This window comes from Pseudoalteromonas sp. L23, from assembly GCF_021728455.1.
In the GTDB taxonomy this organism is placed as follows: Bacteria; Pseudomonadota; Gammaproteobacteria; order Enterobacterales; family Alteromonadaceae; genus Pseudoalteromonas.
Genome location: NZ_JAKKCW010000002.1, coordinates 428,944 through 443,630 on the forward strand (window position 1 = coordinate 428,944; position 14,687 = coordinate 443,630).

The window sequence follows — 14,687 nt, forward strand, 5'->3', positions numbered from 1 at the left end:
CATGGTTTCATCGAATGTAATTTCATAGGAGTCAAAAGGAATGACAACCATCGTCTATAACGCTAAAACATCAGAAATAGCCTGTGATAGTAGAACCACTACCGATAAGATCATCGTTACCGATAACGCCCAAAAGTGGTTTGATTATCATGGTTGGAGAGTGTTTTGCACCGGCCAGACATGCGATATACACAATTTGCAGCACAATTTTTCAAATAATCAATTTGATACGATTGAGAGTTTGGAATTCATTAAATACCACCCCAAAAAAGGCGTATGGTATGGTTGTGTAAAAAGGGGCACCTGTAAATCTGAACCCTTAGCGCAATCTTATGCCATCGGCTCAGGCCAACAAGCGGCAATGTTTGGTTTACTCAATGGCTATAATACGGTGGAAATCGTTGAGCAAGTTAAACGAATTGATTTTAGAACAGGTGGCGATATTCATTGCTTTAAAATTACCGACTCCTTAGAAAACATATAAGCCAGCGTCAAAATACGCTGGCTCTAACTCACTTGAGTGAGTTAACCTGAGCTTCGGATAATTAATGCCTTTCTAGCAGCCAGTTTTAACGCTAACTGCGTTGAATTCACTTCCAATAGCTAGCTATTGGTACGTAAATTCGCCTTGTTATCCTCAAAACTTTCTGGCTAGGTAAGAAGATAGTTTAAGGTGATTAAAAAACAGTTAGTTCATTCCTTACCCAAACCTCAGGTTAGTTAAATAACTGAAAGCTCAACCGCAATGTTGCCACGAGTAGCATTTGAATATGGGCAAACTTCGTGAGCTTTTTCAACGAGTGACTGCGCCGTGTCTTTGTCTAAGTCACCAACTGATACCGCCAATTTCACCGCTATCCCGAAGCCACCCTCAATTGGCCCTATAGACACTTCAGAGTTAATATGTGTGTCTTCTGGCAACTTGACTTTTGCTTTGCCTGCCACCAATTTTAATGCGCCAATAAAACACGCCGCATAACCTGCTGCAAACAATTGCTCCGGATTAGTCCCTTGCCCATCATCCCCACCTAAGCCTTTTGGTGTCGAAAGCGCAACATCAAGACGACCATCGTCAGACTTTGCCACACCTTCTCGGCCACCTGTGGCAGTGGCTTTCGCCGTATATGCAATACTTTGTAGTTCTTTCATTTCGTTCTCCTAAGTTTGTGCTTGTAGAGTACTCACCTACACCCTAACGCAGCGAGGCTTTACTCTAGATGAAGTAAAATCAATTAAACATTTATTTTGCATGCAAAATAATAGATTCAATTTTTTAGAATTGCAAATACTTTGTGTGCAAATTAAAATATAGCTTAGCTACTTTGTAGGAATATGTGATGAACTACCCACAATTAAAACTAGACGCTCAAATCTGCCACCGCCTCTACATGGCTTCCAATGGTATTGCCCGTGCTTACCGAGCATCTTTACAAAAACTCGACTTAACCTACCCTCAATATGTGGTGATGATGGCACTTTGGGAGAAAGATGAAATCAGCATTGCTGAGTTACTAGAGAAAACCGCCATCGATGGCGGTGCTATGACACAAATATTAAAGAAAATGACTGACAAAGCCCTGCTTTCAATCGTTAAAGACGAAAAAGATAAGCGCAAACGAGTGGTAAAACTACAAAGTAGGGGTCAAGATCTGCAACATCAAGCTGCCACAATTCCTGAGCAGATCCGCTGTAAATTTCCAAGTATCGACGAGCAAAAAGCACAAGCACTTATTGAGTTACTAGATTCGATCAATGGTGATTTGGCCTAAAGTAGAAATCAAAAGATAGTCATTGTAGCGCGCGTTCTAAATGTGCCAAAAACGCTGATATTTTTTTGGCCAGATGTTTACGGCCAGCATAGAACGCATAAAGTACAAGGTCTTCCGGTTGCTGCTCTAATTTAAGTGGTACCAGCGCGCCTGACTCAATTTCTGCTTTACAGGAGTTCAGTGGCAAGATAGCAAATCCAACCCCTGAAAGCGCGGCAGACTTAGCTATAAACCCACTGTTTACCCTAAAGTTTGATTTAACATTCACCGTCGTTAATCTTCTTTCATTGTTAGTAAATATCCAAGGTGTACCGTTTACTGCGGTAAGGGTTGAAATACAAGGTAGAGATTGTAAATCTGCTAATCTATACGGCGAAGTATGCTTTTCTAGCAAGCTGGGTGCTGCCACTACGACGCTTGGTAATCGAGCCAGCTCTTTAACCACCCAGTTGCTATCCTCAAGCTTGCCACGATGAAAGTAAAGCACGACATCAAAGCCATCTAAGAGATTTTCTCTTGGACTCAGGCTGGTATCACAACTTATTGAAATTAATGGATGTGCAGCACAAAAGGTTACCACTGCTTGACCAAGAATGGGGATGTCGGGCATCACTATACGCAAATGCCCCATTGGCGTAGAGGCATGTTTATTTACTTCTTGCAACGCATCCGACAGCGAATCGATTAACGGCTTTGTACTCACATAAAGCTGCTCACCCGCTTCTGTCACTGAGATCCGCCTTGTCGTTCGTTCCAACAATCTTGCATCAAGCTTTTCTTCAAGTAGTGCAATATGACGACTTACGTTGGAGGTTGGTATATCCAGAAACTCTGCCGCTTGTTTGAAGCTTAAGCATTCATAAACACAGTGGAAACTGTTAAGCCACTGAGGGTCAATCTGATCAATCATTTTATTAGCCCAACATATGGGTTTATCAATTCAATAATAGACACTTTATTACCTAATTAAGGCTAATACAATCAAGGCTTCTTTGTTTATATCAATTAAGGATGTCTATGTTTTCAGCTTCAATGACCACCTTAGCAAGCCCAAAAGCAAAATTTGGGTTATGTTTTGTCATCCACTTTTTAGTCGCGTTAGATGCATTAATCATTGTACCCTTTAGCGCGGATATGGCGCTAAGCTCAGGTACCAACCCATCAAATTCGGGACTACTCGTTTCAGCTTATGCAATTGCCGCTGCTTTCACTTGTTTATGTGTGCGCGGTACAGGCAACCTTTCAAAGGAGAAATACAAAGTCTTTATTTTTCTGTCAGCAACCACATTGTTAACCTTGCTTACTTCAGCACTCGAGAGTTTTTATACCCTGCTTTTCGTACGTGCATTGACTGGTATTGGTGGCGGCGCACTGGTAGTACTCAATCTCAACTTGGTGATTCAGCTAAGCCATGAAAACGACAAGAAAAAAGACACCGCGATACTGTTGAGTGCTTTTCCACTCGCCTTGGCAATTGGGATCCCTGCGCTATTATTTATCACAGCAAATCAAGGCTGGCAGTTGGGGTTCATGATACTGGGAAGTGGCTTAGCCATTACAGTGCTATTATTTACATTTATATTTCTCTCAAACATAAAGCAAGCTTCGCAAAGCAGCGATAGCAACCCAATGCCAAGCAACACATTTAACCCGACCAAAACCCTTAAATACGCTCTGTTCATCGCATTTTTTGTGGTGCTAAGTACATTTGCAATTTCAACTCAATTTCCGGTGATGCTAATTACAAACTTAAGCATCTCAAGCCCAATGCTAAGCGCATGCTATTTGTTAAGTGGTGTGTGTTCGTTTATTGCAGTTCAGCTATACGCTCGAAGTAAGCTAAACAATCACACAACCTCATACTTAATTTACTTTCTTAGTGGCTTGATGATATTGGCAGCCTTGTTTGGTTTTACGATAAGTTCAGTTATTTTTGCAGCCGGACTTTTTACCCTGTTTGTGATTGCAAGCGCTACCCGCTCTATGATCTTAGTGACAGAACTTATAACCTCACTTCACGCAGAAGAGCGCAGTACCTTTATCAGTCTGCAAAATGCGATACAGCACTTTGCGATAGCCTCTGGTGGCACTATTGCAAGTTTGCTAGTCACGCCCCGCGAAAACCACACACTTAATTTTAATGTCTTGATTGTAGTTTCAGCTCTATTAATAGTTATAACAGTTGCTATGTGGAGAAACTTTCAAAGAAAGCGCTTTTAATCGCGATTTAGTGATTGAACAATAGGTAATTGGGCAGTTTGATTGTCAATAAGTGACGTAGCTTCCCCAATTGCCGCTCTGATTTGTTTTAATAAGACAATCCGCCATGGTTATGCCTTACTCTAAGCGCGCCTCTATGCGATAATGCGTGCCTATCGTTAATCATATTTGTCGTGATGATATACACAGTTGTCATACCATCACGACAAATATAATTAACCAAAACAAACAAAAACAGTAGAATAACTTTTTGACTTTATGACAAATACAAACCAATCAGATACACCGAATAATGCCCAGAACATCCCAACTATTTTCTGGCACGACTACGAGAGTTGGGGTGCGACGCCGCAAAAAGACAGGCCAAGCCAATTTGCTGGGATCAGAACGGATCTGGACCTCAATATTATTGGTGAGCCACTGATTGAGTATTGTCAACCAGCACCTGACTATCTCCCGCATCCTCAAGCCTGTTTGGTCACTGGGATCACACCACAGTTAGCACTAAAAAAAGGCCTGACCGAGGCTGAGTTTATGGCAAGGATCCACACTGAATTTGCAAAGCCACAAACCTGCGTTGCTGGATATAACAGTATTCGGTTTGACGATGAGCTAACCCGTTATAGCCTTTATCGTAACTTTTATGACCCCTATGAGCGTGAATGGCAAAATGGCAATAGCCGTTGGGACATCATAGATCTGGTAAGAGCCTGTTATGCGCTTCGCCCAGAAGGAATAGAATGGCCAACCAGAGAAGATGGCAATCCGAGTTTTAAACTGGAACACTTAACCGTCGCCAATGGCATTGAGCACGGCGCCGCGCACGATGCATTGAGTGATGTTACCGCAACGATCGCGCTGGCTAAACTGATTAAAACCAAACAGCCAAAACTGTATGAGTTCTACTTTAATCACAGACATAAAAAAGCGGTATCGAGCCTAATCGACGTTTTCAATATGCAGCCTTTGGTGCACGTTTCTTCTATGTTTCCGGCACAACAAGGTTGCACCACTTGGATTGCGCCGATGAGTTTTCACCCGGTCAATAGCAATGCCGTGATCTGCTTTGACTTAACACAGTCGCCAGAGGTATTGAATGACCTTGACGTTGAGGCGCTCAAACAACGGCTTTATACAAAACGCAGCGAATTGGGTGATGATGAGTTACCAGTTGGATTAAAACTAGTACATATCAATAAATGCCCGTTGGTTGCGCCCGCTAAAACCCTCTTGCCCGAAAACGCAGCGAGGCTTGGAATTGACCGCGAGCAATGCCTTGAAAACTTAAAGTACCTTAAAGCACGTCCAGAGCTAAGGGATAAGGTTGCAGAAGTCTTTAGCGATGAAAAGGGATTCGATAAACCAAGCAATCCGGATTATCAACTCTACAACGGTTTCACCAGTAAGGCCGATAAAGCCAAATTTGCAATCATTCGCAATGCATCGCCTGAAGAGTTGGCAACCATTGAACTGGATTTTGAAGACAGTAAATTTAACACGTTGCTGTTTCGCTATCGAGCAAGAAACTGGCCGCAGTCGCTCTCACCTGTAGAGCTTGATAAATGGCGTAAATACTGCCAAAACAAGTTGATGCATAATGAAGATAACCCTTCAATTTCAGCCGAAGATTTTATGCTAGAGCTTGAAAATTTAGTCGCAGAGAATGAAGGTAATGAGCACAATATGCAGATCTTAAAAGCGCTTTATCATTACGCTCAAAGTTTGTAGTTAATGCCGTAATAGCCCGCACCGCTTGGCGCTAATATGAAATGCTGACTTCGTCGATAAACAGCAGTGCGGCTTACTAATATAATTTGCATTGGCAAAATATTCGTTCTGCTTGTGTTGAAATAACCCCTCTAAGAAATGAAGAGTTTATATTGCATTAATACCAATTCGCTTAATTAAGCTACCTATTTTGAGGCGAAAAAATCTTGTCGATAATCAGGAAAAAATCCTATTTAACCTGAGGTTTGGATAAGGAATGAACTGACTCACTGTTTTTTAATCACCTTAAACTATCTTCTTACCTAGCCAGAGAGTTTTGGGGATAACTCCGATCTCGCGTTCTGCTACCGCACTGGTACCTACATCCTTGTAGGCAAGGCAAATTTACGGCCCAATAGCTGGGCTATTGGAAGTGTATTCAACGCAGTTAGCGCTAAAACAGGCTGCTAGAAAGGCATTAATTATCCGAAGCTCAGGTTATTTAGTGTTCTAAATAAGAAAGCTTTAACACCGTTAGCGTCAGGTTTGCTTCTTCAAATTGAGCAAGTATTAAGACCAATTGGTATAATTCTCTCATCTCTTATTGTGTTGGCATGTATTCCACATTAGCTGTAACTCTTCAATAATGGCGGGGTCGTCAATGGTAGATGGCACGATGATGTCTTCACCGTCCACCAGCTGGCGTAGGTTCTTTCTGAGTATTTTACCTGAACGGGTTTCGGGTAAACGCTCAACCACTTTAATGGTTTTAAGACAGGCAATCGCACCGATTTTTTCGCGGTTCAGGCTTCTGATTTCCTCTGCAATGGCTGTTTCTGTGTTGTTTACGCCATCTTTCAGTACCACCATGGCAATAGGCACTTGGCCTTTTAGCTCGTCTTTACCGGCAAACACGGCGCATTCTGCAATTGCATTGTGGCCTGCGACGATCTCTTCCATTTCACCGGTTGACAGTCTATGCCCGGCTACGTTTATTACGTCATCGGTGCGGCCCATAATAAACAAGTAGCCGTCTTCATCAAAATACCCGCCATCGCCAGAGAGGTAATAGCCGGGGTATTGTGATAAGTAACTGCCTTTAAAGCGCGCCGTGTTATTCCAAATAGTGGTTAAACAACCGGGAGGGAGTGGTAATTTCACCGCAACGACACCTTGTTGATTGGCCTCGCAAGGACTGCCGTCCACATCAAGGATCTCAACTTGATAGCCCGGTGTGGGAACAGTGGCACTGCCCGCCTTTGTTGGCATCAATTCAATTCCAACTTGGTTAGATGCAATTGCCCAACCCGTTTCGGTTTGCCACCAGTGGTCAATTACCGGCAGCTTTGTGGTGGACTGTAGCCAATCGTAGGTAGCAGGGTCAAGTCGTTCACCAGCTAAAAATAGCGCTTTTAGACTGCTTGTGTTGTAGTTAGCCAAGAGCGCAGCGCTCGGATCTTCTTTTTTAATGGCACGAAATGCCGTAGGTGCACTAAAAAGTGCAGCCACTTGGTATTCTTCTACCACTCGCCAAAACGCACCTGGATCTGGGGTTTTAATCGGTTTACCTTCGTATAATACGCTAGTGCAACCATAAATCAGTGGGCCATAAACAATATAAGAATGGCCCACAACCCAACCAATGTCAGATGCTGCCCAAAATACTTCGCCGGGCGCCATGCCGTAAACGGTTTTCATACTGTAGTTTAATGCCACAGCATGACCGCCCTGCTCTCGCACTACTCCTTTGGGTGTACCTGTGGTGCCAGAGGTATACAAAATATAAAGCGGATGCGTACTTGGTAACGGCACGGCATCAAAGGATTCTGGCGTGTTTGCCACCACCGCCCAGTCTAAGTCTCTTGGCGATGACATCTGCGCTTGGTATGCTTCACGCTGTAACACAACGCAATGTTCAACTTGATGCTTTGCCAGCGACAAAGCCTCATCCAGCATAGGCTTGTATTCAATAGTGCGGCCTATTTCAATTCCGCAAGAAGCACTGATCACTAGCTTTGGTTGAGCATCATCTATTCTCACCGCAAGCTCATGAGGTGCAAAACCGCCAAACACCACTGAATGAATAGCACCCACGCGCGCGCAAGCAAGCATAGCAACGACCGCCTCAGGCACCATGGGCATATAAATTACGACTCTATCCCCTACGCTTACACCAAGCTGATTTAAGCCTGCCGCAAAATGGCTCACTTGAGAGAGCAACTCGCGATAGCTAATTTTGCGTTTGGTATTCGTCACCGGCGAGTCATAAATTAGTGCTGTTTGCTCCCCTCTCCCTTGGTGTACATGATGGTCGAGTGCCACATAACTGGTATTCATCAAGCCATCGCTAAACCAATGACTCAACCCCTCTTGGTCTTGGCTATGTCCGATTTTTGGTGGCGTGTGCCAATCAAGCCGTGTCGCTTCTTTAAGCCAAAACGCCTCTGGGTCTTGGGTAAATGTGTGGTACGCCTGTTGATAGGTTGTTGTTGTCATATTAAGTTACTCAGTTTCGCTGGAACTTAGTAAAGATAGATAAAAAACTGCCAAGTTTTGATGAGACTTTAGTCTTGCGAGGATGATATAGATCAAGGTTGGGGGCGTTAGATACGATTATGGTTTGTATGGGGGATACAATAGCTTAGCTAATGTACATTTCCAAAGTTAAGCTTACTTTCTTTTAGAGTTAAGAAAGTGCCTTTGGGAGTCATCTACTCGCTACGAATAAATTGCCCTACTTTTTAACAAAGAAAGTTGGTGGATGTTTGATTAATCTGGTACTAATATAAAGCAGAATGAGGCGATTGCAGGTGTTACTGTTTACTGTTAGTTTGCTCTGCACGCTCAAAGTTATTTAAAAAATAAAGGATTATTTCTATGTCTCCCCCTAAAAAGCTAAACAATCAGTTTCTTGGAAAAAGTATTGCAGTTGGCGCAGTTATTGGAACTACAATAGGTGTTATGGTTGGCGTAGCGTTTAACATACTAGCCTTTAGTGTGGCAATAGGTGCGGCTTTTGGGTGTAGCCTTGGAGTTGCAGTATGTGCCGCCTTTACTCAAAAGAGTTAGCATAAGTTAAAAGATAACCTTAAATGAGCACTTGCTCTTGCAAGCAAATATAATCACAGCCCCCTGAACAATCGAGCCGCCATTGGAATATACGTGACGATTGTTCAGATATCCGCCGAAGCCTACCCCACCAAGTTTACCTACTGCTCGCTTTCAAGCTTAAGCAGCAATGCTTTGATATCATCTTTTGCGCCAGTAATATGTTTTTTCAAAAAGTCACATGCCCCTTTGGTATTTTTATCGCGGCACAATTCCAATAGCTGGCGGTGTTCATCTGGTGCGGTTTTAATGCCACCTGCAAGTAGGATATGCATGCGCACATAACGCTCGGAATTTTTACTGTACACATCCACCAGCTCACGAGTCTGTGGGCGCTGTGCTTTGCTGTAGAGTTTGCTGTGAAATTCGGCGTTAAGCTTGCCAGTTGCCAGTTGTGTATCGCCAGCAGCCATTGCTTCTTCAAGCTCGGCTAAGATGGCTTCAGCTTCTAGCAAGTCGCGCGCCGTTAACTTATCGATTGAATGGCATAAAAGCTCGGCTTCCAACAATGCGCGTAGGTCAAAAATTTCGTCGATTTGCTCAGCGCTTAAACGTGTGACCGTCGCGCCTTTGTGCGCTTCAAAGTTAACTAAGCCTTCGGCTTCTAGTTGCAGCAGTGCTTCTCTAACGGGAATACGACTTACATTTAACTCATCTGCCAGCGCGGCTTGCCTCAGCGGCTCGCCCGCTTTGATTTCGCCTGTGAGGATTTTTTCACGAATTGCTTCAGCAACTAATTGAGTTCGAGTTTTATGTACAATCGCCATAGTATTTAGTAATTATTGTTTTATGAACTCATTATAAACGCATCTGAGTTCAAATTGCATGTTTGTCGAGTATATAAGTTTGATGTGCGAATTATGTCTGAATAAAAAAGCCCATAGCAATACTATGGGCTTGGTTTGCTTAACTTTGTATACAAATTGGTCTTACGAATCGTTTTAGCGCTTCTAACCCTACCGACGTTGAACGTACATCAGTTGATGACGGGAACGGCCCGCCATGGTTCATGGTGGCACACACTTCAACGCCCGTTGGCATTTGCCCATAAATCAATCGACCTACGCGGTATTGTAACGCCTCTATGATGTCTTCGGCTTGATGTAAGTCAGAATCAGTGCCATGAATACTGGCGGTGAGCTGCCCATCTAAGTCTGCGATTAAGTCCTCAAGCTGCGCTAAGTCGTCATAGCTCACCACTAAAGCACTTGGCCCAAAGACTTCTTCTTTAAGCCTCTCGTCAGATACAAAACTTTTGCTATCCGTTGAAAACAAGTGCGCGTTGGCGTGAAACGGCTGTGCTTGCTCACCAGCGCTCAACAACGTTACTTGAGGGTGTGCTTTTAGCGCCGCAGTGCTGTTTTGATAAGCTTTTAAAATGCCAGGGGTTAATAGGGTATCGGAAGGTGCTGCGCTAATGTTTTGCTTAGCTGTCTCGATAAATGTTTGTGAATGATTGCTTGGCACCAACCAAATACCGGGGCTAGTACAAAATTGACCATTGCCCATAAGTAAAGACTGGACAAATTGTGCACCAAGCTCTGCGCCTTGCGACTGTATTTTTTCAGGTAAGACAATTTGCGGGTTTACGCTGCCAAGCTCACCGTAAAGCGGGATAGGTTCATGGCGCTTCGCTATAGTGCCCTGCAATGCTTTTGCGACGCCAAAGGAGCCCGTAAATCCAACCGCTTTGATAGGCTCAGCTTTAACCAGCCAATGCGCGACATCGTACGCTTTCGCTTGCAGCATTGAAAACACCCCGCTTGGCATATCACATTTGCTTATTGCTGCAGCAATGGCCTTGGTCATTAGCTCACACGTTGCCGGATGTGCTGGGTGACCTTTATACACCACGGGGCAACCAGCGGCTAACGCAGCTGCGGTATCGCCTCCAAGCGTTGAGAAAGCGTAAGGGAAGTTTGATGCACCAAACACCGCAACAACGCCAATAGGAATATGCTTAAGCTGTGTTTTTGGCTTAGGCAGCGGCGTGCGATTTGGGTCCGCTTGCTCTTCCTTAGCATGGCAAAGCTCAGCTAGGTTACCTCTCAGCGCTGCAGCAAATGCGTTTAATTGGTTTACCGTGCGGCCACGCTCGCCCTCGAGTCTTGCCCTTGGCAGGTTAGTTTCTGCCATTGTTGTGGTTATTAGCCCATCACCTAAGGCAAGAATTTCTTGGGCTATGGTTTCTAAAAACTCTGCTCGAGCAGTCATCGACGTTTTACGATAAGCCTTAAAAGCCTGCTCTGCCGCATTAACAGCTTCCTCTACTTGTGCTTCACTAGCGTTAAAAAATGCTTGCGTCAGCGGCTCATTGGTTGCTGGGCAAAACGCGTAAAACGTTGTTGCCGTTTGTGCGGCTTGCCACGCACCGTTAATGTAGCTCTTTCCTGATAAATTCATTGTTAGCTCCTGTTTTCTTTCAATCTTAATGGCTAGGGCCTGTTGATCTTTCAAGTTTGTTTTTGCAGCAAAGGTCAACAGGCCCTAGAGCACCTGAAAACCAAATGCATACGGATCTTCGTCATCTACAGTGATACAATTACTCCCCGTTTGACGTGCCCAACCTTGAATACTTGGCAGAATTGCGGCTTTTCCCGCGACTTCAGTTGTGCCTTCGACCTTACCGATAAATTGGCTGCCTATGATGCTCTCGTGAACAAAAGTGTCGCCATCTTTTAGCAGTCCTTTTGCAAACAGCTGTGCCATGCGTGCACTTGTGCCGGTGCCACAAGGCGATCTATCAATCGCTTTATCGCCATAAAATACCGCGTTTGCAGCATGACTATCTGGATGTTGTGGCTTGCCTGTCCATAACACATGGGAGGTGCCACATACAGAAGAATCTTCGGGATGAATTGGATTTATTTGCGCGTTAACTGCCGCGCGCACTTTGGGGCTCCATGCCAATAATTTAGCAGCGCAGCTTTGATCCACACCAGCAAATAGACTTTGAGGCTCAACAATAATGTAAAAGTTACCGCCGTAGGCAATATCAACGATGAGCTCCCCTAGCCCATCAACATGGACAGGCACCGCTTGGTACGCCAAAAATGCCGGCACATTGTAGAGCTTTACCCAAGTCACTTTATCTGCCTTCATCTCATAATAGGCATTCACGCGCCCCGCAGGGGTGTCAAGCTTGAGTACACCATGTTCCTTTGGAGTTATAAGACCGCTTTCAAGGCCAAAAGTGACTGTCCCGATAGTGCCGTGCCCACACATCGGCAAGCACCCAGAAGTTTCGATAAATAGGATTGCCACATCCCCATCAGCAGTGGTCGGTGGATATAAAAAGGCACCCGACATCATGTCATGGCCCCTGGGCTCAAACATCAGTGCGCGCCTTATCCAATCGTAGTCGCGTAAAAAATGTTGGCGCTTTTCACTCATGCTCTCGCCCAAAAGCGGTGGATGACCACTCGTGACCAAGCGCACGGGATTGCCACAGGTGTGGCCATCTATACAATAGTAGGTGCCTAAAATCATACGCTTAGTCCAAGTTATATTGGCTTAAGTCAATTCGATTTGCCATCGCTTCATCGTACAAACGACTCACGTAAGCCTTTTGCTCTTGGGTGAGTGGCAATCTTGGAGAACGAGTCACTTCACTACCGCGTCCAGCCAAATGTTCTGCATATTTGATGCACTGCACCAGTGTCGGAATAGTATCTAAGCGTAGCAAAGGTAAAAACCAACGCCACAGCGCGCGCGCTTCTTCATAGCGACCTTGTTCAGCAAGTTTATAAATAGCCACTGACTCGCGTGGGAATACATTGGTCAATCCCGAGATCCAACCCGTCGCGCCAAGCATCAGGCTTTCCAGTGCGATATCATCAACACCACCAAATACAACGTAACGATCGCCAAATGCGCTAAACAGTTCGCTAATACGACGGGTATCTTCCGTTGCTTCTTTTACTGAAACAATATTGGACTCTTCAGCTAAGGTTTTCATGCCTTCAATAGACACATCGACACCGTAGGTCACCGGATTATTATAAATCATAATAGGTAATGCCGTGCTTCGCGCTACCTGTTGGTAATGATGAATAGCTTCACGCTCGGTTGAGCGGTAGACCATCCCCGGCAACACCATCAGTCCATCTATGCCGAGCGCTTCTGCATCTTTGGCAAACTCGACAGCCAGTGCAGTTGTGGTCTCAGCCACACCACTAAGTAGTGGCACTCTATCACCTACCACTTCTGTTGCCGCTTTTAAAACTTGGCGTTTCTCGTCAGCCGTGAGTGAGCAGTTTTCACCGACGGTGCCTAATACTATGATGCCATGAACCCCTTCGTTAATCAGGTTATCTATCATCTCTTTGGTGGTATCAAAGTTGATGCTTTCGTCATCATGGAATTGAGTGGTTACTGCTGGATATACACCCTGCCAATTTACGTTCATGGTTCTCGCCTTTCATTAGGTTGTTTAGTTATTGTGCTTGCCATAATAGGTATATTGTATACAATAATCAATATTCAAAAGGGAGATTTTTTAACCATTAGCTCAAATGACTGACTTAAACGTCTGTAATCTTATGATTTGTAAGTGGTAAATTTTTTCTTTTTGGTATTTAAACGAGACCTGATTGATGTCTATGTGGAAATACAATTTAGGATGGAGAGGTAAATTGTGGAAAGTAATAATAAAATTGCAGTGATCGGTGCAGGGATCATTGGGATAACCACCGCGCTGCAATTAGCTAGACGAGGCCACGCTGTTACCTTGCTCGATAAAAATCAGCCCGCAGAGGGATGCTCCAAGGGTAATGCTGGGCATTTTGCCACGGAACAGGTATTTCCAATGGCAGACGCAGCTTTACTAACAAAGGTGCCTGGCATGTTAGTCAATCCGGTGGGGCCTTTGCGAATTGAGACCACCTCTTTGCTCAAAAATATTCCTTGGTTTGTACGATTCTTAAAGCAAATGAAAAGTAGCTGTTTCCACGAAGGTACAATCGCACTTAGAAATTTAAATGAGCGCGCACTACCCGCATATCAGCGTTTACTTGGTGATAAGTATCATACACTTATATCTAGCAACGGCAGTTTACTGGTATTTGAAGGTGACGAAAGCTCTGCCCGTAAAAGCTATAACAAATACACCGAACAAGACATCTCAGTGAGCTTAATTACAGGTGATCAAGCCCAAGAAATGGAGTCGAGCCTATCAAGTACCATTACCTCAGCACTGTATTTTGATAAAGTCGCGCATAGCACAGATCCCTACGCCCTTTGTTTGACTTTATATGAGCAGTTTATGCAGCTAGGGGGAGCATTCAAACAAGCCTCAATCGACAATATTATCCACACAGAGCATGGCTATACACTTCACTCCAAAAGCCACAAGATGACCTTTAACAAAGTAGTTGTAGCAACAGGAGCGGCAAGTAAAACACTCTGTGCGTCTTTAGGTTACTCACTGCCCATGATTGCCGAGCGTGGTTATCACAACATGTTGGCAGTGAAGAATACGCTTACACGACCTGTTGCATCAAGTGAGCGAGGGTTTATCATGACGCCCATGTCACAAGGTTTACGACTGGCCGGCACGGTAGAATTTGCCACACTGGATAGTAAACCCAACTACAGCCGTGCTCGTGCATTATTACATCACGCAAGCATTCTATTAAGGCAAACTCTGCCACAACACAGTGAGGCGCTTTGGGTTGGCTGCCGCCCCTCACTCCCAGATTATTTACCTGTCATCGGACAAGCGCCAAATCATCACAACCTATATTTTGCACTGGGTCATCAGCACTTAGGACTGACCCAAGCCGCAATTTCAAGTGAATGTATCGCAGATCTTATTGACAACAAGCCCAACGACATCGATCTTACTCCCTTTAGTATTGCTCGATTTAATTAGCTAAGGATCAC

13 protein-coding genes are annotated in these 14,687 nt (G+C 44.4%); 6 read left to right on the plus strand and 7 right to left on the minus strand.

Annotated features, from left to right (window positions below; translation table 11 throughout):
- Positions 1-40: 40 nt before the first annotated feature.
- Positions 41-484 carry a hypothetical protein gene (locus L3V43_RS05745; RefSeq protein ID WP_174168932.1) on the plus strand — a complete coding sequence of 148 codons (444 nt, stop codon included), beginning with the start codon at positions 41-43 and terminating at the stop codon, positions 482-484.
- A 236-nt stretch (positions 485-720) separates the two neighbouring features.
- On the opposite strand, the gene L3V43_RS05750 is transcribed toward L3V43_RS05745, so the two are convergent.
- A complete protein-coding gene (locus tag L3V43_RS05750) occupies positions 721-1,149 on the minus strand; it encodes an organic hydroperoxide resistance protein (protein WP_010604667.1) in 429 nt (142 codons plus the stop codon).
- 188 nt (positions 1,150-1,337) lie between these two features.
- Between L3V43_RS05750 and L3V43_RS05755 the strand changes: the two genes are divergently transcribed.
- Complete coding sequence (locus tag L3V43_RS05755) at positions 1,338-1,769, plus strand: MarR family transcriptional regulator (protein WP_102056734.1); 432 nt, start codon at positions 1,338-1,340, stop codon at positions 1,767-1,769.
- Between the two features lie 19 nt (positions 1,770-1,788).
- On the opposite strand, the gene L3V43_RS05760 is transcribed toward L3V43_RS05755, so the two are convergent.
- Positions 1,789-2,679, minus strand: a complete 891-nt coding sequence (locus tag L3V43_RS05760) for a LysR family transcriptional regulator (RefSeq protein ID WP_010604665.1) — start codon at positions 2,677-2,679, stop codon at positions 1,789-1,791.
- Positions 2,680-2,786: 107 nt separating this feature from the next.
- On the opposite strand from L3V43_RS05760, the gene L3V43_RS05765 reads away from it, so the two are divergent.
- A complete protein-coding gene (locus L3V43_RS05765; RefSeq protein ID WP_237116140.1) occupies positions 2,787-3,989 on the plus strand; it encodes an MFS transporter in 1,203 nt (400 codons plus the stop codon).
- Positions 3,990-4,247: 258 nt separating this feature from the next.
- A complete protein-coding gene (gene sbcB, locus L3V43_RS05770; protein WP_102056732.1) occupies positions 4,248-5,717 on the plus strand; it encodes an exodeoxyribonuclease I in 1,470 nt (489 codons plus the stop codon).
- 573 nt (positions 5,718-6,290) lie between these two features.
- Here the strand turns inward: sbcB and L3V43_RS05775 are convergent.
- A complete protein-coding gene (locus tag L3V43_RS05775) occupies positions 6,291-8,192 on the minus strand; it encodes a propionyl-CoA synthetase (RefSeq protein WP_237116141.1) in 1,902 nt (633 codons plus the stop codon).
- A 381-nt stretch (positions 8,193-8,573) separates the two neighbouring features.
- Between L3V43_RS05775 and L3V43_RS05780 the strand changes: the two genes are divergently transcribed.
- Complete coding sequence (locus tag L3V43_RS05780) at positions 8,574-8,765, plus strand: hypothetical protein (RefSeq protein WP_235367478.1); 192 nt, start codon at positions 8,574-8,576, stop codon at positions 8,763-8,765.
- Between the two features lie 140 nt (positions 8,766-8,905).
- On the opposite strand, the gene L3V43_RS05785 is transcribed toward L3V43_RS05780, so the two are convergent.
- The 4 genes from L3V43_RS05785 to L3V43_RS05800 form a co-directional block, all read right to left on the minus strand.
- Positions 8,906-9,571, minus strand: coding sequence for a GntR family transcriptional regulator (locus L3V43_RS05785; RefSeq protein ID WP_010604660.1), 666 nt, complete (start codon positions 9,569-9,571; stop codon positions 8,906-8,908).
- Between the two features lie 139 nt (positions 9,572-9,710).
- Positions 9,711-11,207, minus strand: a complete 1,497-nt coding sequence (locus L3V43_RS05790; protein ID WP_237116142.1) for an aldehyde dehydrogenase (NADP(+)) — start codon at positions 11,205-11,207, stop codon at positions 9,711-9,713.
- A gap of 84 nt (positions 11,208-11,291) precedes the next feature.
- Positions 11,292-12,293 carry a 4-hydroxyproline epimerase gene (locus tag L3V43_RS05795; protein ID WP_237116143.1) on the minus strand — a complete coding sequence of 334 codons (1,002 nt, stop codon included), beginning with the start codon at positions 12,291-12,293 and terminating at the stop codon, positions 11,292-11,294.
- A 4-nt stretch (positions 12,294-12,297) separates the two neighbouring features.
- Positions 12,298-13,212 (minus strand): dihydrodipicolinate synthase family protein, encoded by a 915-nt coding sequence (locus tag L3V43_RS05800; protein ID WP_069019092.1) that lies wholly within the window; start codon positions 13,210-13,212, stop codon positions 12,298-12,300.
- Positions 13,213-13,440: 228 nt separating this feature from the next.
- Here L3V43_RS05800 and L3V43_RS05805 point away from each other — a divergent pair, with 228 nt between their 5' ends.
- Positions 13,441-14,676, plus strand: coding sequence for an FAD-dependent oxidoreductase (locus L3V43_RS05805; protein ID WP_237116144.1), 1,236 nt, complete (start codon positions 13,441-13,443; stop codon positions 14,674-14,676).
- Positions 14,677-14,687 lie beyond the last annotated feature (11 nt).